The organism is Flavobacterium restrictum, from assembly GCF_007097245.1.
Lineage (GTDB): Bacteria > Bacteroidota > Bacteroidia > Flavobacteriales > Flavobacteriaceae > Flavobacterium > Flavobacterium restrictum.
Window position 1 is genome coordinate 73,657 of record NZ_VJZT01000009.1, and the last position, 21,752, is coordinate 95,408.

At 35.1% G+C, this 21,752-nt stretch carries 23 protein-coding genes and 1 riboswitch; of the genes, 14 read left to right on the forward strand and 9 right to left on the reverse strand.

Annotation, left to right across the window (positions count from 1 at the left end):
• The first annotated feature begins 222 nt into the window (after positions 1–222).
• Positions 223–630, forward strand: coding sequence for a DUF2721 domain-containing protein (locus tag FNW21_RS09825; RefSeq protein WP_144256567.1), 408 nt, complete (start codon positions 223–225; stop codon positions 628–630).
• Here FNW21_RS09825 and FNW21_RS09830 read toward each other — a convergent pair.
• Together FNW21_RS09830 and FNW21_RS09835 are read right to left on the reverse strand one after the other, a co-directional pair.
• Positions 627–1,589, reverse strand: coding sequence for a sodium-dependent bicarbonate transport family permease (locus tag FNW21_RS09830; protein WP_144256568.1), 963 nt, complete (start codon positions 1,587–1,589; stop codon positions 627–629). The genes FNW21_RS09825 and FNW21_RS09830 overlap by 4 nt on opposite strands.
• 106 nt (positions 1,590–1,695) lie before the next feature.
• Positions 1,696–1,974 (reverse strand): hypothetical protein, encoded by a 279-nt coding sequence (locus FNW21_RS09835; protein ID WP_144256569.1) that lies wholly within the window; start codon positions 1,972–1,974, stop codon positions 1,696–1,698.
• A gap of 105 nt (positions 1,975–2,079) precedes the next feature.
• Here FNW21_RS09835 and FNW21_RS09840 point away from each other — a divergent pair, with 105 nt between their 5' ends.
• From FNW21_RS09840 to FNW21_RS09880, 9 genes are all read left to right on the forward strand, one after another.
• The gene (locus FNW21_RS09840; protein WP_144256570.1) at positions 2,080–3,006 is read left to right on the forward strand and encodes a LysR substrate-binding domain-containing protein; all 927 of its coding nucleotides are present in this window, start codon (positions 2,080–2,082) and stop codon (positions 3,004–3,006) included.
• A 326-nt stretch (positions 3,007–3,332) separates the two neighbouring features.
• Positions 3,333–3,776, forward strand: a complete 444-nt coding sequence (locus tag FNW21_RS09845) for a hypothetical protein (protein ID WP_144256571.1) — start codon at positions 3,333–3,335, stop codon at positions 3,774–3,776.
• A gap of 22 nt (positions 3,777–3,798) precedes the next feature.
• A complete protein-coding gene (locus FNW21_RS09850; protein ID WP_185963916.1) occupies positions 3,799–5,568 on the forward strand; it encodes a sensor histidine kinase in 1,770 nt (589 codons plus the stop codon).
• A complete protein-coding gene (locus tag FNW21_RS09855) occupies positions 5,565–6,176 on the forward strand; it encodes a response regulator transcription factor (RefSeq protein ID WP_144256573.1) in 612 nt (203 codons plus the stop codon). Before FNW21_RS09850 ends, FNW21_RS09855 begins: the two co-directional genes overlap by 4 nt.
• 134 nt (positions 6,177–6,310) lie before the next feature.
• Positions 6,311–6,859: a TIGR02594 family protein gene (locus FNW21_RS09860; RefSeq protein WP_144256574.1), complete on the forward strand. Its 549-nt coding sequence runs from the start codon at positions 6,311–6,313 to the stop codon at positions 6,857–6,859.
• 51 nt (positions 6,860–6,910) lie between these two features.
• Complete coding sequence (locus tag FNW21_RS09865; protein WP_144256575.1) at positions 6,911–7,822, forward strand: patatin-like phospholipase family protein; 912 nt, start codon at positions 6,911–6,913, stop codon at positions 7,820–7,822.
• Positions 7,823–7,978: 156 nt separating this feature from the next.
• Positions 7,979–8,422 carry a hypothetical protein gene (locus tag FNW21_RS09870; RefSeq protein ID WP_144256576.1) on the forward strand — a complete coding sequence of 148 codons (444 nt, stop codon included), beginning with the start codon at positions 7,979–7,981 and terminating at the stop codon, positions 8,420–8,422.
• Positions 8,423–8,582: 160 nt separating this feature from the next.
• On the forward strand, positions 8,583–10,346 hold the full coding sequence (locus FNW21_RS09875) for a hypothetical protein (protein ID WP_144256577.1): 1,764 nt from the start codon (positions 8,583–8,585) through the stop codon (positions 10,344–10,346).
• A 77-nt stretch (positions 10,347–10,423) separates the two neighbouring features.
• On the forward strand, positions 10,424–11,173 hold the full coding sequence (locus tag FNW21_RS09880; RefSeq protein WP_144256578.1) for a glycoside hydrolase family 25 protein: 750 nt from the start codon (positions 10,424–10,426) through the stop codon (positions 11,171–11,173).
• A 73-nt stretch (positions 11,174–11,246) separates the two neighbouring features.
• Here FNW21_RS09880 and FNW21_RS09885 read toward each other — a convergent pair whose 3' ends face one another.
• From FNW21_RS09885 to FNW21_RS09900, 4 genes are read right to left on the reverse strand one after another with little or no spacing between them, the layout of a single operon-like run.
• Entirely contained in the window at positions 11,247–11,783 is a 537-nt protein-coding gene (locus FNW21_RS09885; protein ID WP_144256579.1) for a DUF4252 domain-containing protein, read from the reverse strand.
• Position 11,784: 1 nt separating this feature from the next.
• The gene (locus FNW21_RS09890; protein WP_144256580.1) at positions 11,785–12,360 is read right to left on the reverse strand and encodes a DUF4252 domain-containing protein; all 576 of its coding nucleotides are present in this window, start codon (positions 12,358–12,360) and stop codon (positions 11,785–11,787) included.
• A 59-nt stretch (positions 12,361–12,419) separates the two neighbouring features.
• A complete protein-coding gene (locus FNW21_RS09895) occupies positions 12,420–12,869 on the reverse strand; it encodes a hypothetical protein (protein WP_144256581.1) in 450 nt (149 codons plus the stop codon).
• Positions 12,856–13,365, reverse strand: a complete 510-nt coding sequence (locus FNW21_RS09900; protein ID WP_144256582.1) for an RNA polymerase sigma factor — start codon at positions 13,363–13,365, stop codon at positions 12,856–12,858. The genes FNW21_RS09895 and FNW21_RS09900 overlap by 14 nt, the downstream gene beginning before the upstream one ends.
• Positions 13,366–13,490: 125 nt before the next feature.
• Between FNW21_RS09900 and FNW21_RS09905 the strand changes: the two genes are divergently transcribed.
• Positions 13,491–14,942 carry a S41 family peptidase gene (locus tag FNW21_RS09905; protein ID WP_144256583.1) on the forward strand — a complete coding sequence of 484 codons (1,452 nt, stop codon included), beginning with the start codon at positions 13,491–13,493 and terminating at the stop codon, positions 14,940–14,942.
• 119 nt (positions 14,943–15,061) lie between these two features.
• Here FNW21_RS09905 and FNW21_RS09910 read toward each other — a convergent pair whose 3' ends face one another.
• A complete protein-coding gene (locus tag FNW21_RS09910) occupies positions 15,062–17,020 on the reverse strand; it encodes a TonB-dependent receptor plug domain-containing protein (protein ID WP_235889618.1) in 1,959 nt (652 codons plus the stop codon).
• Between the two features lie 97 nt (positions 17,021–17,117).
• A riboswitch (cobalamin riboswitch) is annotated at positions 17,118–17,445 on the reverse strand.
• Positions 17,446–17,613: 168 nt separating this feature from the next.
• Between FNW21_RS09910 and FNW21_RS09915 the strand changes: the two genes are divergently transcribed.
• Genes FNW21_RS09915 through FNW21_RS09925 form a run of 3 tightly spaced genes read left to right on the forward strand, consistent with a single transcriptional unit; the run spans position 17,614 to position 20,568 of the window.
• Positions 17,614–18,753, forward strand: a complete 1,140-nt coding sequence (locus tag FNW21_RS09915; RefSeq protein WP_144256584.1) for an ABC transporter substrate-binding protein — start codon at positions 17,614–17,616, stop codon at positions 18,751–18,753.
• A gap of 1 nt (position 18,754) precedes the next feature.
• On the forward strand, positions 18,755–19,786 hold the full coding sequence (locus FNW21_RS09920) for a FecCD family ABC transporter permease (protein ID WP_144256585.1): 1,032 nt from the start codon (positions 18,755–18,757) through the stop codon (positions 19,784–19,786).
• The gene (locus FNW21_RS09925; protein WP_144256586.1) at positions 19,786–20,568 is read left to right on the forward strand and encodes an ABC transporter ATP-binding protein; all 783 of its coding nucleotides are present in this window, start codon (positions 19,786–19,788) and stop codon (positions 20,566–20,568) included. Before FNW21_RS09920 ends, FNW21_RS09925 begins: the two co-directional genes overlap by 1 nt.
• Before the next feature lie 39 nt (positions 20,569–20,607).
• On the opposite strand, the gene FNW21_RS09930 is transcribed toward FNW21_RS09925, so the two are convergent.
• Both FNW21_RS09930 and FNW21_RS09935 read right to left on the reverse strand, forming a co-directional pair.
• Positions 20,608–21,078: a tRNA (cytidine(34)-2'-O)-methyltransferase gene (locus FNW21_RS09930; RefSeq protein WP_144256587.1), complete on the reverse strand. Its 471-nt coding sequence runs from the start codon at positions 21,076–21,078 to the stop codon at positions 20,608–20,610.
• Positions 21,079–21,128: 50 nt separating this feature from the next.
• Positions 21,129–21,698: a pseudouridine synthase gene (locus FNW21_RS09935; RefSeq protein ID WP_144256588.1), complete on the reverse strand. Its 570-nt coding sequence runs from the start codon at positions 21,696–21,698 to the stop codon at positions 21,129–21,131.
• Positions 21,699–21,752 lie beyond the last annotated feature (54 nt).

Below are 21,752 nucleotides of genomic sequence, written 5' to 3' on the forward strand. Positions count from 1 at the left end.
TCTAAAAATGATTCAAAATATGAAAAGAGGGGAATAATTTCTCGATTTTTGGCATATTTAGAGAGTTTAGTAGACAGTTAAAAATTCATATCGTATGTACTTGTATAATATGAATTTTAGTTTTATTACTTAATTATTCATGGAAATCGATAAATTAAATTTAGTGTTTATGTTTTTTTTGAACTCAAAATAAAGTCAAATAAATTTTTAAAAAGAATATCCATGACACTACACATAGAAACACCTGCGTTACTTTTCTCGGCGACATCGCTTATTTTATTAGCATATACCAATCGGTTTTTGACTATTGCCACCATCATTCGAGGCTTAAAAAAAGCATATAAAGAGAAGGAAAACAGCATGATTCTATTAGAAATCAAGAACCTCAACTTGCGCTTAACCCTCATTAGATACATGCAAATGGCAGGCGTTTTGAGTTTATTTCTCTCGGTTTTTACGATGCTTTTATTGTTTTTAGACCAGCAGTTGCTTGGGATTTATCTTTTTGGATTTAGTTTATTCTCGCTATTGCTTTCGTTAGGACTCTCCTTCTGGGAAATCAACATTTCGGTAGATGCCTTGCGGTTGCATTTGAGTGACCTAACGAATCGAGAAAACCCAAACAATTAACTTCCTACAATAATTGAATAATAAATAGGCATCCCAAAAGTAATGTTAAAAGGAAAGGTAATTGCCAATGCCATGGGAAGAAAAATACCGGGATTGGCTTTTGGTACCGCAATTTTCATAGCTGCAGGAACGGCAATATAGGATGCGCTAGCTGCGAGTATTGCAAATACAAACCGATTTCCAACATCTTGGGTAACTAGTTGACTTGCGTAAGCAATAAAACAACCGTTTAGAAGTGGAATTAGAATCGCAAAAGCAATACTAAACCAACCACTTTTGAAAAAATCGCCTAATTTTTTGCCACTAACGATTCCCATATCCAATAAAAAAATGGCCAAGAATCCTTTGAAAATATCTGTCGTAAAAGGTTTAATACCCAAAGCTCCCTTGTCACTAGCCAAAAAACCAATTAGTAAACTACCTATAATTAGTAACACACTTCCATTAGTAAAAGAATGTTTAATTATAGGTCCTAATTTAGAAGTTGTCGTTTTATTTTTATCAAATAATTGAATCATTATTACACCAACAATGATAGCTGGAGCCTCCATAAGTGCCATAACAGCAACCATGTGGCCGCTAAAAGTAATACTTTGCATTTCTAAAAAAGATACCGCTGTTACAAATGTTACAGCACTTACAGAGCCATATGCGGCGGCGATAGCTCCTGCATTTTCAATACTGAAATTGTATTTTAGAATAAAAAAGGTGTAGATAGGTATTGCAATAGAAATGAGTATTCCAAAAACAACACACCAAACGATATCCATAGTAAAATGGCTGTGTGCCAATTCCTGTCCTCCCTTAAAACCAATTGCAAATAGTAAGTATAACGAGATAAACTTTGAGGTATTACTCGGGATTTCTAAATCACTTTTTAAATAAACAGCTATAATACCTAGTAAGAAAAAAAGTAAGGCTGGATTGGTAATATTTTCTATTAATAAGTCTAAATTCATTTTATTTTAAATTAATGTTTGATAATTATTCTTTGAGGGGCATGGAGTCCGTCCTGAAAATTCGATTTTTAATGGATTTTTTAAATAGTTGCTTTATCGTGTTTTTTCAAGAAACCAATGTTATAGTAACAATGCTACTTATTTGCATCCTCATTCCTGATTTTTGAGCTTCGGCGGCAAGTACTGTAACAACATTACTAGCCTCTTGTAAGGCTTCAATTCGCATTTTGCTATTGCTATTAACATTGTCAAATCGAATTTCACTGCTGAAATTTTCTAGAGAATGGTATTTTATTTTACTGTTTATAAGCGACAATAAAATTTGGGTTCCGTCCGTAGGCAAAAATTGCCCTGAAATTAATTGAAATGTAAAAGGTTTTTCCATAGCAGATTACTTTTAAAATTGTTTAGCTTTTTGTTTCTGCAAAGATGCTAGGAAGATGTCATTAAATTTTATTTATATTTGTAATGAATAACATAAAATATTTTTATGAACTATACATTACACCAATTGCATGTTTTTTTAAAAGTAACTCAAAATCAGAGTATAACAAAAGCAGCCGAGCTCTTACACTTAACGCAGCCAGCTGTCTCCATACAATTAAAAAATTTTCAAGATCAATTTGATATACCACTTACAGAAATCATTGGTAGAAAATTATATGTAACTGATTTTGGTAAAGAAATCGCACTAGCTGCCGAAAAAATAATTAATGAGGTAACTACTATCAATTACAAAATGCAATCCTATAAAGGAAAATTAAGCGGGAAATTAAAAATATCAATTGTTTCAACAGGAAAATACATTATGCCTTACTTTTTATCGGATTTTTTAAAGAAAAACCCCGAAGTCGAATTAGCACTTGATGTTACCAATAAATCAAAAGTTATCGAGAGTTTAACAAAAAACGAAGTTGATTTTTCCTTGGTTTCTGTTCTACCAGATACTATAAAAGTGTCATCAACCGCATTAATGGCAAACAAACTTTTCTTGGTCACTAACTTCGATATTCAGTATCCCGAAAAAAACTACGATCAATCAATTCTTGAAACTTTACCTATTATTTACAGAGAAAAAGGTTCTGGAACACGTCACGTTATGGAACGTTTTATAAATGTAAACCAGCTAAAAGTGCGCAACAAACTAGAGCTCACTGGTAACGAAGCAGTAAAACAAGCCGTTATTGCGGGTCTTGGATGTTCGATAATGCCATTGATTGGAATCAAAAATGAACTTAAAAACGGTAATTTGCAAATAATTCCCATCAAAGGATTTCCAATCCAATCAACATGGAATTTGATATGGCAAAAAAACAAACAATTTTCACCAGTAGCAAGTGCCTATTTGAAATACATCGAAGAAAATAAAGCACAAATTATAACCGATAAATTTGATTTGGAACTCCTTAATGCATAAAAAAAACCATTCTTATTAGCAGTTTACTTTATGTTTTTCTACTCGTTTTTTGGTAGTTTAAACCAGCAATTACTAAAATTTATATAAGAGAATTTTGCTTCTGCTCTATACAACTTTCGTTAGGATTCTCTTTCTGGGAAATTAACATTTGGGTAGATGCCTTGCGGTTGCATTTGAGTGACCTAACGAATCGAAAAAATACAAAAAACTCATTATCAAGCAATAAGGCAAAAAATAGTTTTTGAAAAATACCCATTTGTAGTGATTTTTTATTACAATTTAATGTTCGATATTTGTATAGTATTAATCCAAAAAACCTTAAAATTATGGGAACAAATTTAGAATGCTACGATGGAGACGGACATTTTGACGATCATGGAAACGTCATTTACACTGGAAAAAAAGAAAAAGAGGATGTCAATAATTACGATGCCTATTCGTTTTTTGACATTTCGCACAACGGAAAAAACGGAATTGTCATTTTCCTGACACCAAAAAAAACAGGTAAACTCAATAAGCCTGAAAAATTCAAAATAAAATTCAATATCAAAAATCTTATTCCGTACGAATCCAGTAGCTTTGACATAAAGCTAACCGAAGGATTCTTGGCAATTGTTGACAGCAAAGAATTTGATTTAGACCTTGTCAAAAAATATTACGACCAATTAAGTACTACAACAGTAGCAAGCAAAATAGCAAGTGGTACAGTAGGTAAAGTAGAAAGTGACCCGATAATAGGAGAAGGCACTGGAATCATCAGAAGACCCTAAAATGCAGAGAAAAATAAAAAAAATGCAATTCGGAATACTCATTTGGTTACTCCAAGTGAGTGTTGCGTATTGCCAATATGACACTCGGTTGAGCACTCTCGAAAAAAAATATGACATGAGAGGTTCCGATAAAATGATACAAGGATTAAGCACCATTTCCTACCCAAAACTCAACAAAGCAGATAAAGCTTACTATTTGTACTTAAAAGCAAATGCTTTATTGTATCTCGAAAAAAAAGACATCGCTTATAAAGAATTCATTACATCCAAAAAAATATACCTTCAAATAGATAGTATCGAAAAAGCAATGGACATTAATTTAAAAATGAGTTATTTGCTAATTTCATTAAAAAAGAACACCCTCGAGTACGAAAACTACATCGCAGCAGCACTCACGTATTACAATTCTAGTACGAACATACACAACAAAATTAAAGGATTAATTAGTATTGCATCGCTCAAAATCAATGAAACTCATGCCAAAGAAAGCATTTTGCTTTTTAAACAAGCCATGAAATTAAGCGAGCCTCTGGATAACGACGATCAAAAATCCTCCATAAATAACAATCTGGCCGTTCTCTACAACGAACGAATGCTCATGCCAGACTCGGCATTGTATTACCTCAAAAAAGACTATGCTTATTCTATAAAAATAAAAGACAACTATGCCATTTGTGTCAACCTTATTAATCAAGCCTCGTCCTATTCCAAAAAAAAGGACATAAAAACTGCTATTCATTTATTAAATCAAGCCGATTCAATTCCTTTAAAACAAGATCGGTTAGAAATGAAATTTTACATCAATTATTACAAGAACCTGTATTACAAAGAAAGTAATGACTATAAAAAAGCGATCCTCTATCTCGAAAAATCCAATTTATACCGAGACAGTTTGGAAGGAGAAAAACAAAATTTAGCTATAAATGAACTCCATACCAAATACAAAACCCAAGAAAAAGAACTCGAAAACTTACAGCTAAAAACCAACATCAAGAACAATAGACTCCTACTCTACTCCATCATACTGGTACTCATTGTACTAGTAACCATTAGTATTTTAGGATACAAAAACATTACCAAAAAGAAACGAATTGCCGAGCAAGACCGCCTCATAAAAATTCAAGAACTCGAGAAAGTACTCAAGAATCAAGAACTTAACAATATTGATTTAATGCTCGAAAGCCAAGAAAAAGAACGTCAAAATATTGCGAATGAGTTGCATGACAATCTAGGCAGTATGCTGGCTACTTTAAAATTAAACTTTCAAAACTTAAAGCGTCAAAAAGAAGATTTAGACCTACAAGAAAACAAACTTTATGATAAAACCGATGCGCTCCTTGAGGAAGCCTACCAAAAAGTTCGCAACATAGCCCACCTAAAAAACCTAGGGGTAATAGGCAACGAAGGATTGCTTGTTGCCGTATACAATATGGCCGAGAAAATGAGTGTGCTCGAGAAACTCAAGATAAATGTAATCCCGTTTGGGCTCAACGAAAGACTTGATAACACTATAGAAGTAACCCTGTTTAGAATGATCCAGGAGTTGTGTACTAACATCATCAAACACTCCCAAGCTACCGAGGTAAACATATATTTGACACAAGGTGACAACACCGAAATCAATATTATTATAGAAGACAACGGCAAAGGATTTGATCCCAAAACCATTGTGCTCAAATCCGGAATAGGACTCAAAAACATGGAGAAAAAAGTAGAACAAATGGGCGGTACCTTTACTATAGACTCCATTCCCACCAAAGGAACTTCCATCATTATAGACCTACCCTTATGATAACAGTAGTCATTGCCGAAGACCATCAAGCACTCATAGACGGAATCAAACTGTCATTAAAAAACGAAGCTGGAATCACCGTTATAGGCGAAGCTAATGATGGAGAAGAGTTAATAAAACTAGTCCATAACATGAGACCGCAAGTGGTAATCACCGATATTAGGATGCCCAAATGTGACGGAATTTGTGCTACCAAAGCCATCAAAAAAGCCTATCCTGACATTAAAATTATTGCCTTTAGCATGTTTGACCAATCCGAAGCTTTAGACCAAATGAAAGCAGCAGGAGCATCAGGCTACATCCTAAAGAATTCCCCATTAAGTAAAGTAATTCAAGCCATACGGGAAGTGGTAAATGACAAAACTTTTTTTGATAATGCTATACCAGCAAAACACCAAGACAGTAAAAAAAACATTATTTTGAGTAACCGAGAAAAAGAAATCCTGCGATTCATAGGAGAAGGAAAAACATCCCAAGAAATTTCAGATCTGCTTTATATTAGCAAAAGCACCGTAGATAGCCATCGCAAAAACATCCTCAAAAAAATGAGTATTTATGGTAAAACGGACTTAATTCGGTTTGCGGTAGAGCGGAAATATGATTTTTAAAAGCACTATTTATACTACTTTTAGTCTCAATAATTTATTTTGAATTTAAATGAAAAATCCCCATTTGTAGGGATTTTTTTTGTGGATTATATTTTGGAACTTTGACAAAGTAAAACTCTTAAAATCAAATTATTATGACACTAGAAAAACAGTACCAGTGGTTACTTAAAGAGCAAGGTCCTATTATGATTAAGAAAGCACTAGCTCTTTATGACACCAAAGAATTATCCGGAACACCTAACAACCCTGTAATTATAAACTGGGCAAATGAAGTAGGTGGCGATGTAGCCAATGTTTACAAAGCCGATGAAATTCCGTGGTGTGGCTTGTTTACGGCAGTTGTTGCCAAACGAGGCTCGAAACAAGTAGTCAAAGACCCACTTTGGGCTTTGAATTGGGGCAATTTTGGCAAACACATCGATGTGCCTATGCTCGGCGATGTACTCGTTTTTGTTCGGAAAACCAGTGACGGTAAAACCGCTGGTCATGTTGCCTTGTATGTGGGCGAGGACGACAGCTGCTACCATGTATTGGGTGGCAATCAATCCGATAAAGTGTGCATTGCCCGAAAAGACAAAACAAGATTGTACACCTCCAGAAGACCCAACTACAATATCCAACCCAATAATGTACGCCAAATTTTTCTATCCAGCACGGGCGAAAAAACAGGAAGCGAACAGTAGGCACCTATTTTAATATCCGATTTTTTGTTTAAAAAGTAAAACAACACAATCATGCAAAAATTTAGAATCCTAACCATCGATAAAGAAGGCTTTCGTGGAGAAGTTCCAGTAACCATTTTGAAAGAAATAGAACGAAGAAGCGGGGGCAAAAAAATAATTGAGATGTTCGATTTAATTGTTGGTACCTCCAGCGGTGGAATTATCACCTCGGCATTGGCCATTAATAATCCCCATCAACCGGATGAACCCCTCTACTCGCTTGACGAAATTATGACCATTTATTTGTCGCAAAGTCAAAAAATGTTTTCAAAAAGAGGACTCGTACATCGCACGCTAGAGCAACTAAAAAACTACATGACTTTGCAGTTTGAAACAGAGGGCTTTGAGAAAGTTTTTAAAGAGGTGGTTGGCGAATATCGGTTAAAGGATTGCCTCAAACACCTCCTGAATCATGGGTATGCAACCCCTACTTTTAGAGAATCCCTTCTTGCTACATCACCCAAAATAAATCCTGAAAGTAGCAGCTCAAACCAAAATGACAGGGTTAGTGCTGATTTGAAAAAAAACGAATCGGTATTGGCATTTTCTAAAGATTCTAATTTGTATTTGCCTCCTACAATACCTCAAAAAGAGCTGGATTACAAGGATGTGTATGTGCTATCCATAGGCAACGGCACAGTCAATCCAGAGAACGACGGGAGTACTACTGCCCCCAAAGACTCGTCTGTGTCTAAAAAAAACAATACGAATACCAGCACTAATCTAGCACTACCCCAAGATTATGACCTGATAAAAATAATAGAAGAGGGCAACTACCTACGGTTAAATATTGCTATTGACACACCACACAATACCGAAACTACCCAATATTTAATCGACGCCACCCAAGAACAAATCCTGAATAAAGAGGAGAACATGATTAAGCTGGATGCCCTCATGGAGAAAATGCTTGAAACCAACTAAATAACAATCATCGTATGATGACGTGCTTTAAAAATTAGACAAAATGGAATAATAGATTGATTTTGAACTATTATTGACAATATTGCTTCTTTTGACTTTACGACATTAAAACTTTCGACTTACTTAATACCATTACTACTTATAAAAAAAGCTACTATGTATTTACAAGATTTGAATTTAAATAGCATTGATTATGCTGTTTTGAAAACCGATTTAATCAACGGCATTACCGAAGAAGAAGTTCCTAGTGAGGAAGAAGTAAAACTTGCATTGGCATCCATGTACACGCTTGCCAACACCAAAATATCGAGTTTGTATTATCGGGATGTGGTGGCTGTAAACGATGCCAAAAAACAACATTTTTCGTTTCACCTCGCCGGTAACACCTTATGGATGAATCTAAAAAAATTCCTTGCCCATGAACTGCCTCACAATGCCAGCCTCTCCACAATCATTGACACCATAATAGATTACCTATCATCCGTCATTTCGGGAGGAGTTATTATCTCCTTTTTGGTTCAAAAAGTGGTAAAATATGTTGCTAGCGTTGACTATGCAGCAGGAGTTCCTGTAGCAGTTGTTGGGTATGCTACGGTGTAATTGAGGAACTACCCTCTTTGTAACATTGTAGGAATAGCAATACTGTTTTTGATTGTATTGCCTTTGGTTTAACCAAATTTTAAAAATAGAGCCGTTTAAAACAAAACCTCGGTAACCGAAAAGAGGAACTAGAGTAGGTAAAATATAAAATCTAGGAATTATGAAAGTAAAATTGACACTTTTGTTTATGTTTATGATATGCGGTGCAAATGCACAGAATTGGAAAGATTTAGCACAAAACGATTTCATTAAGATGAAGAAAAGTTTAGATTCTATCAAAGAAATATTAGATCCTGAAAAAGTTAAGCTTAATGAACTTGCAGCAAAATATAGTAGTGATGTTCAAATGCAATCAGATAGAGTAAAAGAATTACTAACTGAATCTGGTTTAGTTTATACAAATTGGAAAAATATAAGCACATTTTATCAAAACAAACTTTCAAAAGATGAATTTGAAAGTTTAAATAAAGAATATCCAATTGATGGAAATTACGATTTTTTAGACAAACCGCAGGAAACTGTACCAGAAAAACCGACTACCTTTTTATTATATGGGAAAAATGAATTGATGAAATTGGATGACATAAAAGACGAGAAAATGAAAAAAGTCTTTGAAAATATATTTTCAGAAAAAAGCCAGTCCAATCTCGGAAAATTTGAAATACCAGGGCATAAACAAAAAATTCCAGTTTATTTAATTTGTAAAAATGAAAATTGTGATTCAGTTAAAAATATTGAAGAAAAAGAAAATTGCTTAAAATGTAAAATTGTGAAAAACGGAAATAAGGTAAATGGTAAAAGTAACAATTGGTATAAGGATTTAACTTTTGAGGAAGTTAGTATCGAAATCAGTGACGGTGCTATGGTAGATATAAGGGTTGTTTTAATTGATGAAGTAAATAAACTAAAATATTATTTTGAAAACAGAATACCTACATCGTTACTAAAAAGCACAAGGACAGGAAATGACACTTATCTTGAATGTTCATTTATTACTTCTATAGATACAGAAAATGCTTATAATCACAGTAAATGTAATTTAAGTTATAAAGTAACATTAAAAGACATTATTCAATATTATCCAAATACTGGCAATAATTATACCCCTGACGACCAAAACTTTATATTCCCAATTCCGGATAAAGAAGGGCAAGAATCAAATAACAGACGTATTTATCAATTAAGCCAAGATACTAGTCTCCAAAACACGGTAGAATTAAGAACATATACTGATTTTATTGGTCTTTTTAACGGTAGTGCAAACGGAATTGTACAACTAGAGGGAAAGGCAAATTTTTTCATAAACCCTTTTAGTCTAACTCATTATAATATATATATGTTAAAAAAAATAGAACCTTTTGTACATTATACAAAAATTGACGATGCCAATCGTGGACTTACTTTGATACCATCTTCAATTACAGGAACAGATACTATTTTCAAGGTTAAGCATTCATTGGAGATATTACAAAAATCACAGCTAGAAATGGGATTCCTGCTAAATGCTTTTAGTTTTAAATACAGTAAAGAATATCCTTTCAAAACTAATATCTATTTTCCCGTTAGATACAATGCAACATCTATAAGCAACAGTAAAGAAAATAACGAGACACTAAAAATGGTAGGTTTAGGTTTAGGTGTAAATTTTGAATTCAAAAAATTTAGTAATTTTGGTTTTAATCTTTCAACAGAATTTACACGTTACAATCCCACAAACCGTTCTGAAATAATCATTAATCCAAGTAAATTTTGGGTTTTTAGTAACGAAGCAGAACTTTTTTATTATCCTGGAGAATCAAAAAATCAATCTGTTTTCACAAGATTCAAAACTTTTTATAATAAAAGCGATGACAAAGATTCATTCTTTCAATTCCAATTTGGATACCGATTTTCAATAGGAACTGGTAATATAAAATCTAAATAAACCACCACACCAAATCAGAATTCAAAACTCTAATAGAGACATCAACAAGACAATAAAAAAAAATTAAATTTAAAACCATGAAAAACAACATCTTAACCGCTCTATTATTGTTTGTGATTCCGTTTTATGCGCAAAACAATAATTTCAACACAAGACCATGGGATAACAAAGATTTTCCAATTATTATTGACCCATATCACGGAAATAAAATAGTTTTCGAGAAACTGATAACCGACAAAAGAGTGATGGGAATAATACACAAAGCTTCGGAGGGATTGGTCGCTGATAGTAAATATGTGAGTCGATGCAAAATTACAAAAACGAATCATTTGCTTTTTGCTTCCTATCATTTAGGCAATTTAGTAGACCCTATAAAGCAAGCTGATTTTTATTTAAACATCATAAAAAACAATCTGAATCAACCAATGGCTATAGATATTGAAGATTATGAATTGGATGTAAAGAACCCAAAAAAACCATATATGCCCCTTGCAAATGCCGAAAAATTCATTAACCGGATATATGAAAAAACAAAAAAATACCCAATTGTGTATGTAAACAACAAGGTTTTTAAAGAAATCAACTTGGAATACAATCAAAATAGTGTTTTTGCTAAATGCCCACTTTGGTACGCAAGGTTTGTAATAACTTTACCCAACTTAAATAATAAAGTTTGGAGAAAAGTTAGCTTATGGCAATTCAGCTCCGAAATAAATTGTACCAAAACAGGAAATTGCTGGTACAATATTCCTGGTACCGACTTCGATATTGACATCAATGTATTTAATGGGACCTATCAGGAATTAAACCAATTTTGGAAAAGATAATGACCCGTAGAACACAAAAACCCCCTTTCAATCCTAAAATTCGAAAGGGGTTTTTAATTTCTGGATAATTGTTTTATTTTTTAATCAATTCTTGTAACGGTTGTAGTTGAGCCAAATCAATTTTGGAATCTTTAATTATAGAGAGTAAGGTCATAATATTCTCTGGATTCATATCCTTACCTAACACTCTTATTACGGCAAAACCAGCTTCTTTTTTGTTGGCAAACAACACAAACTCATTAATATGATCATCGGAACCTACGTAACTAATGGCGGCACCTTCCTTGCCCGAGCCAAATTTAATGAGCTGCTGGTACATGGTATCCTTTAAAATCGCTGCTACTTTGGCGCGTTCGGTGACAAACTCTTGCTGATTTTTAGGATTTACCTTAAAGGCCAGAACATTCATTTTCTCGAACGAGTGTAATGCCTTATTTTGGGTCACCGTTAATTTAGACGGTTCTATATTCAAAATACTGGGCGAAAGGTCTAGTGCTACAAAGTTTTTGTTCTCGGTGTTGGTTACAAAATACTGTTGCAAACTAGGCTCTGAATGGCAACTGGCCAAGAACAAACTTAAAAATAGGGCAAGGCTAAAAATGGCTTTCATATTACTTTTTTCCTTTGGTTGCTTTTCTCAAATCGTCACCACCGGGAATTTTCATTTTATCGGTAAGGACCGAAAGTTCGTTCAAATCGAAATCCCCTGTCAAAGACATCAAAACGGTATCTTCGCCTTTGGCACCGTCAATAAACATCAACAATTCTTTTATTTGTGAATCTTTAACCCCTGATTTTACAAGTATTTTGATGTTTCTGCCGTTGTTATTCACGCGCATGAGTTCCTCTAATCCTGCGGTTTTCATGTATTTGTCGGCAGCAATTTTCATTTCCCCTTCTACCCTAGCACTTTTGGTGGTAAACACTTTGAGGTTGTCTAACTTCTTGATAAGATTCAGGTATTGTTGCGTTTCCTTGTCAGAGGCATCCACTTTGACTTTACTCATCAATTCAAACATTTTCTTGTTGACAACAATCGAAGTGACATCGTCCTGACCATCAAATTTATCGAAAGTCGCTTGCGCAAAAAAGGGACTCGTAAGGAGTATTAAAAGTAGTGTAAAAAATCCTTTTGAGATCCATGAAGTAGTTGCGATAGTACTGTTTTTTGAAAATAGTGTTTTCATTTTGTTATTTGTTTTTAATTTTTTGATTTAATTTTTGACTTTTGTTTTTTGACTTCCTCTTATTTAGTAAAGATTTCATCTTTGGAATTATCGTATTCTTGAATGTACTGCACACTTCCTATGCCGGTGTTTACGTGATTAGACAATAATGCTAATGCTTTTTGGGTAGCTTTGAAAGCTTCATCAGGATTGGTATAAGTTCCTAATTTTTCATGAGCATCAACTGGATTGCTGCTGGTGTAAACATACATCCCAACGCCGAGTAAAACAACAACCGAAGCCGCAATAGACAACCAAGCAAAACTGCTTTTTTTAGTTTTTAGTTGTATTTCTCGGGATATCGTTTGCTCTTTTGCTAAAGAGAAATAACCAAATAATGGCTTGTATTGTTCGAGATGCTGCGCAACATCTGACCCAGAAAAGTAATTCGTCAACTCTTTTTCTTGAGCAATACTGGTTTCTCCTTGAAAGTATTTTTCTAGTAATCGTTCTATTTTAGTGTGTTCCATAGCGGTGTGTTTGGGTCATAAATTCGCGAATCGTTTTTCTGGCTCTTGAAAGGGCTACGCGAATCGCAGTTTCGTTCATGTTCATAATTTTGGCAATTTCTTCAAATTCGCATTGTTCTATATCGCGCAGTTGAATTATTAACCGTTGTTGTTCTGGCAATTGATTGATGATTTTTTCGACCCAATTTAAACTGTCAATATCCTCCATTTTTTGCTGTAAACTGGGTTCTCTATCGGTATAATTGTCGTGTACAATTTTTAAATTGCTGGCTCTTTTTGATTTTAATTGATCCAAACAATAATTTTTGGTCATGGTCATTGCCAGTGCTTCTACACTATTATAACGGTCTAATCCTTCGTTTTTTGTCCATAATTTAACCAAAATTTCTTGAGTCGCATCTTCGGCTTCTTCGGAGCTTATGAGCAATCGCTTGGCCAATCGAAAGACTTTGTCTTTGAAGGGAGCAATTAACTGTACAAACTCATTTTGATTCATAAAAGGAACTTTTTAACTGGGGTTATTTTATCTAGACGAGACACTTTTATTTTTGTTACAAATAGTTCTAAAAATAAAACTAAAGTACCTATTTTTACGTTGATTCTATAAATCAAATTCAAAACATGAAAACAACAATCAAATTTACGCTGTTCTTATTTGTAAGCCTTTTTATTTTCCAAAGTTGCCAAGATAACGATGACGTTGCGGCACCAAAAAACCTAGAAATCCAAAACTTTATTTGGAAAGGAATGAATCAGTATTATTTATGGCAAAGTAGCGTTCCCAATCTAGCCGACGATAAATTTGCAAATCAAGAAGCACTAAATACTTTTTTGTCAGGATACAGCACGCCCGAAGAGTTGTTTGATGCCTTGCGAGTGGCCAAGACTATTGACCGTTTCAGCTGGATTGTAGATGATTATTTGACCCTAGAACAATCCTTTCAAGGTACAACTAAAAATAATGGCGTTGATTTTGGTTTGAGTTACAAACCCAACAGCACCACCGAAATTTTTGGATATGTACGTTATATTTTGCCTAATTCTGATGCGTCTACCAAAGCCATCAAACGGGGCGATATGTTCACTGCCGTAAATGGGACGCAATTGACCGTAGCCAATTATCAAAAATTACTCTTGGAAGCCGATAGCTATACCCTAAACCTAGCCTATTACAATGGAACGACCATTGTCGATAACGGAAAATCGGTAGCGTTAACAAAAACGGTCTTGAACGAGAATCCCATTTTTATCAATAAAGTCATTACAGCTGGAACGCATAAAATAGGCTATATGATGTACAATGGTTTTTTTGCAAATTATGATACCCAGTTGAATGAGGCCTTTGGAACCTTAAAAGAAGACGGAAAAATTACAGATTTAGTACTGGATTTACGTTACAATGGTGGTGGATCTGTACAAACTGCAACGCGATTGGCCAGTATGATTACGGGACAATTTACAGGACAAATTTTTGCCAAACAACAATGGAACGAGAAAGTAGAATCCTATTACAGCACCAATAATCCGGATGCTTTGAAGAATTTCTTTACTGACAAAATAGAAACTACGCCTATCAACATGTTGAAATTGACCAAAATATACATTTTAACAACGGGAAGTACCGCATCGGCTAGTGAGTTGGTTATTAATGGGTTGAAACCTTTTATAGATGTAGTTCAAATTGGTGATAAGACTATTGGAAAAAATGTAGGTTCCATAACGCTATACGACTCTCCTACTTTTGGTAAAGAAAACAGAAATCCAAATCACAAATACGCCATGCAACCTTTGGTACTAAAAATAGTGAATGCTGCTGGTTTTGGTGATTATCAAACAGGATTGGTTCCAACTTACCAACAAGCGGAGACCATTAGTACTTTTGGTGTTTTGGGCGATACTAGCGAACCTTTATTGAGCACCGCCATTAGCAAAATTACAGGCACAAACAAAATAATCAAACAACCGCAAGGCAAAACATTTGACTATTTTAAAGACGCCAAAGCCATGAAAGGCTTACAAAACCAAATGTATCTCGAAAAAGCACCAGAAGGTTTATTGAAAGCATTAGAATAGAAAAACATAAAATACAAGAAAGGCTTTCGATACTGAAAGCCTTTTTTTATGCCACAAAAAACCCGTTTCAAATACATGAAACGGGAATTAAGAACTAAAAAATTAACTAAAAATTCTGGTTATAAATAAAAGTTTAATCCCAATTTGAAATTTCTACCTTGGGTATTGTAACCTACATTTTCTACAAACTTGGCATTCAAAATATTCGTTACCGCTGCAAAAACCGACATTCTATTTTTTACCAAATCATACTTCACCGAAGCATTAACTAATTGGTAAGATCCTAAAACAACTTTTTGAGTAGCATAGGTATTTCCGTCAAAAAAAGCATCATTTCTACTAGCTACATATTGATAGGTTGCATTAAAAAACAATCGATTGGTCGCCTGAAAATCCAAACTTGAATTGACTTTATGTTTAGGAATCAAACGATCAAAAGCTTCGTCTACTTGCGTAAAAGTATAATTAGATTTCCATTTGAGGTTTTTGCTCAAGGCAAAAGTCACTTCGGTTTCGATACCTTTAGCTTTATTTAAACCATCAATATTTATATAATTGCCCGCAAAAGTTACTGGATTGTAGTAAAACCCAATAAAGTTTGTTTGCTCTCTATAAAAAGCTACAGCATTCAAGGTGATTTTTTTGGCAAGTAATTGCGTTTCAAATCCCGCTTCAATAGTGCTGTTTTTTTCTGGTGTCAAAGCGGTATTTCCGTATTCAGAGTACAATTGGTACAAACTTGGTGTTACAAAAGCTGTACTGTAAGAGGAAATGACTTTTAACGGAATTGTTTTAAAATCAAACGACGGATTCACATTATAAACCAATTGGTTTCCGTATTCGCTGTGGTTATTCCATCGCACTCCTACATTCAAATTTAATCCAAAATCCGAATTATAAACGCCCGTAAAGTAGGGATCAACCATGTTAAATTTGGTACTTTCTTTGGCAATACTGCTATAAGGAGTCCTACTATTCATATCCTGAAACTGGTATTGTACACCAGTAACAATAAAAAAAGTATCGTTGAAAACATATTTATTAAATCCATCTACGTTAACACTACGCGATTCATATTGCGAAAATCCAACCGTATTACTGTAACTATCCCAATCGTGGTAGGAACGAATCAATTTATTGAAGCTGGAATTTAAGTTAAATTCGCCTTTTGCATATTTGTATTTAGGCGTGAATCCCAAACGAAATTGTTTCGAAATCGAATTGTTTACTTTCACATCGTTGCTCCCCGTATTATCATAAGCGCCATCGTAATCTAAATTGAATCGGTCAAAATTACCAAAAAAATCAAGTGTTAGTTTATCCGTTGCTTTGTAACCCAGCCTAGCCAAAGTATTTATTCTCGAAAAACGATCGCTTTCGTAATTACTATTTTTTGTAGGTTCTGCAATTTGTGACATTCCGTTCGTTTCGGTACTGTTCAAAGAGGCTAAATACTTGACTTTGGCACCGCTACCATTAACCATTATCCCTTGATTGTAATCGTTTAGCTGTGTCGATTTGGCCACCGCAGTAGTATTGGTTCCCATAGTCATGTAAGCATTTCCTGCAATTGCTTTTTTACTAGATTTTTTCAATGTAATGTTGATAACACCAGTAGCAGCACCTGATCCGTACAAAGTACTCGAGGCACCTTTCATGATTTCAATGCGCTCGACTTGCTCAACAGGCAACAATCTCAAATCATATTCCATTCCAATTCCAGATGCATCCGTAACTGGAATTCCGTCAATCAAAATAAGGACTTGTGCATTTTTGCCCCCACGAATGTAGTACCCTAAATTTTTTCCAGCGGTACTTTTGTTCCCATTCACTTCAATACCAGCAACCGTATTCAAGAGATTCGCAATGCTTTGACCAGCATTGTTTTTTAAGTCTTGGGGTGTAATTGTTGTAATTACTTTACCTGATTTTTCTTTTGCCAAAGCAAATTTAGAATCTAAAACAACCACTTCGTCCAATTGATTCTTGGAGACAATGGTGTCTTTTTTTTGCTGTGACCAGGCACCAGCAGTCATTAGTACGCACAACGCACTAATACGAACGATTTTGTTGTTCATTTAAAACATTTTTAATAACAGTTTATCCTGTTATGTGACTAAAAATGGGAGAAAAGCATGAAATTACCCATACCCAAACCTTTTTTCCCGAAAGTTTGATACTATTGTAAATAAGGCAGGTCTCCTGGCTTGCATCATGTTGTTTACCTTCCCATTCCAATTTAGATTTAGGATTTTTAATTTTAGAGAAATCTAAAATCTGAATTCTAAAATCTACGATTTAAAACAGTGGTTTGTAGCTAACAACACGTTTTTATAGCTTACAGTTGCGGGAACAGCTCGGGATTTAGGATTTTAGATTACAAATTTTTTAGCTATCAGATTGGATACAACATGAAACTTTAAATATGAAAACTGAAGTCTTTCACTCGATTCCCTTTTAATGCCGTTTTATAAAAAACAGCAACCTCAATACAGCAGCAAATATAGGTGCTTTTTACGGTAAATAAAAGCAGCTTTTTGAGAAATTGTTCCTCTTGGGTTACACTACTTAAGTTCAAATGGCAAACTCCTTTTGTTGCTCCTTTTGACCAAAAAAATAAACAAGATGATTTATGTAAAAACAAAATGATACTTTTGTCAAAACTATTTCGATGAGGACATTAAAAAAATATGCGCTTTTAATTTTTATCTTTTGTTTTTGTCTCCAATGCAAAAAAGAGGAAAAAAGCCAGCCCCAAACCACGACAACCACCAATACAATTCATTACGCCAAAGGTTTTGAAATCTACAAACACAACCAGTATTCCGTTCTAAAAGTGACGCAACCTTGGCCAAATGCAACGACTACTTTTACCTATGTTTTGAAAGAAAAAGGAAGTGTTATTCCTGAAGAATATGCTTCATTTCCACAAATTACTATTCCCATAAAAAGCATTGTAATTACCTCCACAACCCACGTTCCGCCGTTAGAATTACTAGGCGTTGAAAACACAATTATTGGATTTCCAAACACGGATTACATCTCTTCATCAAAAACAAGAAGCCGAATTGACCAAGGAAAAATAAGAGAAGTAGGCAGTAACGAAACCTTAAACACCGAAGTTTTACTCGATATGCAACCGGATGTTATCGTGAGTTTTGGACTCAATGCCACTAATCCAACATTGGATTTATTACAAAAAAACGGATTGAAAGTCCTGCTCAATGGCGACTGGAACGAACAATCACCATTAGGAAAAGCCGAATGGATTAAGTTTTTTGGTGCCTTATATGGTTTAGATGCTAAAGCCAATACCGTTTTTAATCAAATAGAACAATCGTATACCAAAACACTACAATTAGCCCAAAAAGCAACCACAAAACCAACCGTTCTTTGTGGTGCCACGTATCAAGAGCAGTGGTATGTGCCTCAAGGCGAAAGTTGGGCAGCACTGTTTTTGAAAGAAGCTAAAACAAACTATTTATGGCAAAATACCAAAGGCACAGGAAGTCTCACTGTACCCTTTGAAAACGTATTAGTACAAGCAAAAAATGCCGATTTTTGGTTTGCTCCTGGTGACTTTTCGACATTAAAACAACTGCTTGATAGCAATCCGCATTACTCGGAATTTGATGCTTTTAAAAATAAAAAAGTATTTTCGTATGCTTTGAACAAAGGAGCAAAAGGCGGCATTATGTATTTTGAATTGGCAGGATCCAGACCAGATTGGGTACTGCAAGACATGATTGCTATTTTTCATCCCGAATTACTCCCAAATTACAAACCCGTTTTTTTTCAAAAACTACAGTAACTTGCACTTAAAAAACCGAAATACACTATTATTTTCACTCCTATTTCTAGGCGTAGTGCTCTTATTTATAGTAAATATTAGTTTAGGATCGGTTGCTATTCCAGTAAAAGAGGTATTCAACTGTTTGTTTACCAACCAGCCCAGCAAAGAAACTTGGCAATACATCATTTTAGAATTTAGAGTGCCCAAAGCCATTACAGCCGTAATTGTTGGAGCTGGATTATCAATTAGTGGCTTGTTGATGCAAACCTTATTTAGGAATCCATTGGCAGGACCTTATGTACTGGGTTTGAGTTCTGGTGCTAGTTTGGGAGTGGCAATAGTTATTCTAGGTGCTGGATTTTTGCCTCCGTATTTGGCTGCGCTTTTATTATCGTCTTACGCCATTATTATGGCCTCCAGTTTGGGTAGTTTTTTGGTTTTACTAGCGGTATTATCCATTTCGTTACGTTTAAAAGATACCATGGCGATTTTAATTGTGGGGCTAATGTTTGGCAGCTTTACTGGTGCTATTGTGAGTACGCTCACTTATTTTAGCACCGCAGAACAGTTACAAAAATTTACATTTTGGTCTATGGGTTCTTTAGGCAATCTGTCTTGGACTTCGATTGGATTGTTAGCCATTTGTGTATTTACAGGATTACTATTGAGCGTTTTGTGCATTAAACCACTCAATGCGTTGCTACTAGGCGAAAATTACGCCAAAAGTATGGGATTGAATTATAAGAAAACACGTTTTATAATCCTCTTGGCCACAAGCCTTTTGGCAGGGAGCATTACTGCATTTGCTGGTCCTATTGCCTTTGTGGGATTGGCCGTTCCGCATATTGCCAAATTGGTATTTCAAACCAGTAACCACCAAATATTGTTTTGGAGTACGCTGCTTTTTGGAGCGATAACCATGTTGATTTGCGACAGCATTTCGCAGTTACCTGGAAGTGATTTAACGTTGCCTATCAATGCAGTAACCTCTATTTTTGGGGCACCAATTGTGATTTGGTTACTCGTTCGGAAACAAAAAAATAGTCGCTAATGAAAACTCCAATCCTCTTACAGGCTTCGAATATAAGCATTGGCTACGGCCATAAAAAAGCACAAACGGTGGTGGCTTCCAATCTTTCTATTGCTTTGGCAAAAGGGAAACTCATTGCCTTGATTGGTGCTAATGGTATAGGAAAATCGACTTTATTAAAAACGATAATTGGCATCCAAAAACCTTTAGAAGGAACCGTTTTATTGCATGACAAAAACATCCATTCGTATGATGCACTCGATTTAGCTCAAAATTTAAGTGTCGTTTTAACAGAGCAATTACCGCCAAGTAATTTGACCGTTTTTGAACTAGTGGCACTTGGCAGGCAGCCCTACACCAACTGGATTGGGACATTATCGCACGAGGACGAAAAGCAAATTCAGCTTGCAATGGAGCTAACACAAATTAGCCATTTATCCCATAAAAAGCATTATGAAATCAGCGACGGACAACTCCAAAAAGTATTGATTGCAAGAGCTTTGGCACAAGACACGCCTTTGATAATTCTGGATGAACCCACTACGCATTTGGATTTACTGCACAAAGTTTCGTTGTTAAAACTCTTAAAAAAACTCACGCATGAAACGGGAAAATGCATCTTATTCTCGACTCACGATATTGATATGGCGATACAAATTACAGATGAAATGATTATCATGACGCCCGAAATGGTAGTGCAAGACCAACCCTGTAATTTGATTACCAAAGGCAGCTTCAATACCTTATTCAAAGACGAACATATTGTTTTTGATAACGAAAAAGGGAAGTTTGTAATAACTTAAAAGCCCCCTAACCACCGAAGGGGGAATTAGATACAAATCTTAAATACGCAACTTTATAACTGAAATCTGCCTTTTGGCTTCGCCCACTACAAAAGCAACTGAATTTGCAATATTAAAACTCCGGATTAGGGGTGACATTGGGATGGTTAAATGATTTTTGGGATCAAATAAACCCAGTATTTCTTGACTCAAACCCACACTTTCTTTACCAAAAACCAACCAATCGCCATCTTGAAATTCGGCTTCATAAATGGATGTTGTCGCGTGAGAACTCATCAAGAAAACTCGGGATTTGTCTGGAATTTGCGTAATCCATTCTTGGATATTTTGATATTCGGTTACGTCAAGATGCACCCAATAATCGAGTCCAGAACGTTTCAGATTTTTATCATTGATGACAAACCCAAACGGATGAATGAGGTGCAAACGACTTTGGGTACCCACACACAAGCGACCAATATTGCCGGTATTATTGGGTATTTCGGGTTCGACTAAAACTATATTTAACATATTTCTTTAAAGTATTAATTAGTAAGTCGTAAGCATTAAAACTTCATAACTCATAATTCAAAATTCATAACTTCTCTCACTTCTCCAGCTTGTAAATCATTCAAATATAAGCTTCCTATCCGAATGCGTACCAACCGCAAGGTAGGAAAACCAACTGCTGCCGTCATTTTCCTGACTTGACGAAACTTACCTTCGTTGACCGTAATGGAAGCCCAAGTTGTTGGCCCGTGGCGTTCGTCCCGAATTTTTTTTCCTCTTGGTCCAAAATCTGGAATTTCGTTAATTATAAAAGAGTGACAGGGTTTGGTGATGTATTTCGTGCCGTTGAAACCTATTTCTACTCCCTTTTTCATTTCATCAATCGCTTCTTGCGTGATGATGCCATCCACTTGCACATAGTATTCTTTATCGACTTTTTTGCTTCGGACAATTTCACTCATTTTCCCGTCGGTGGTCAATAAAAGCAACCCTTCCGAATCTTCGTCTAGCCGACCAATAGCCATTGTTCCTGCTGGAAAATCGTGCAATTCGCCCAAGAGTTTCTTCTTGCGTTTCAATTCATAAATAAACTGACTCAAATAGCCGTAGGGTTTGTGGAGGATAAAATGGCGGTGGGACATGACGGTGTTTTAAAACAACAAAGATAGGTTTGTTTTTAAAATAAAAAAGCGACC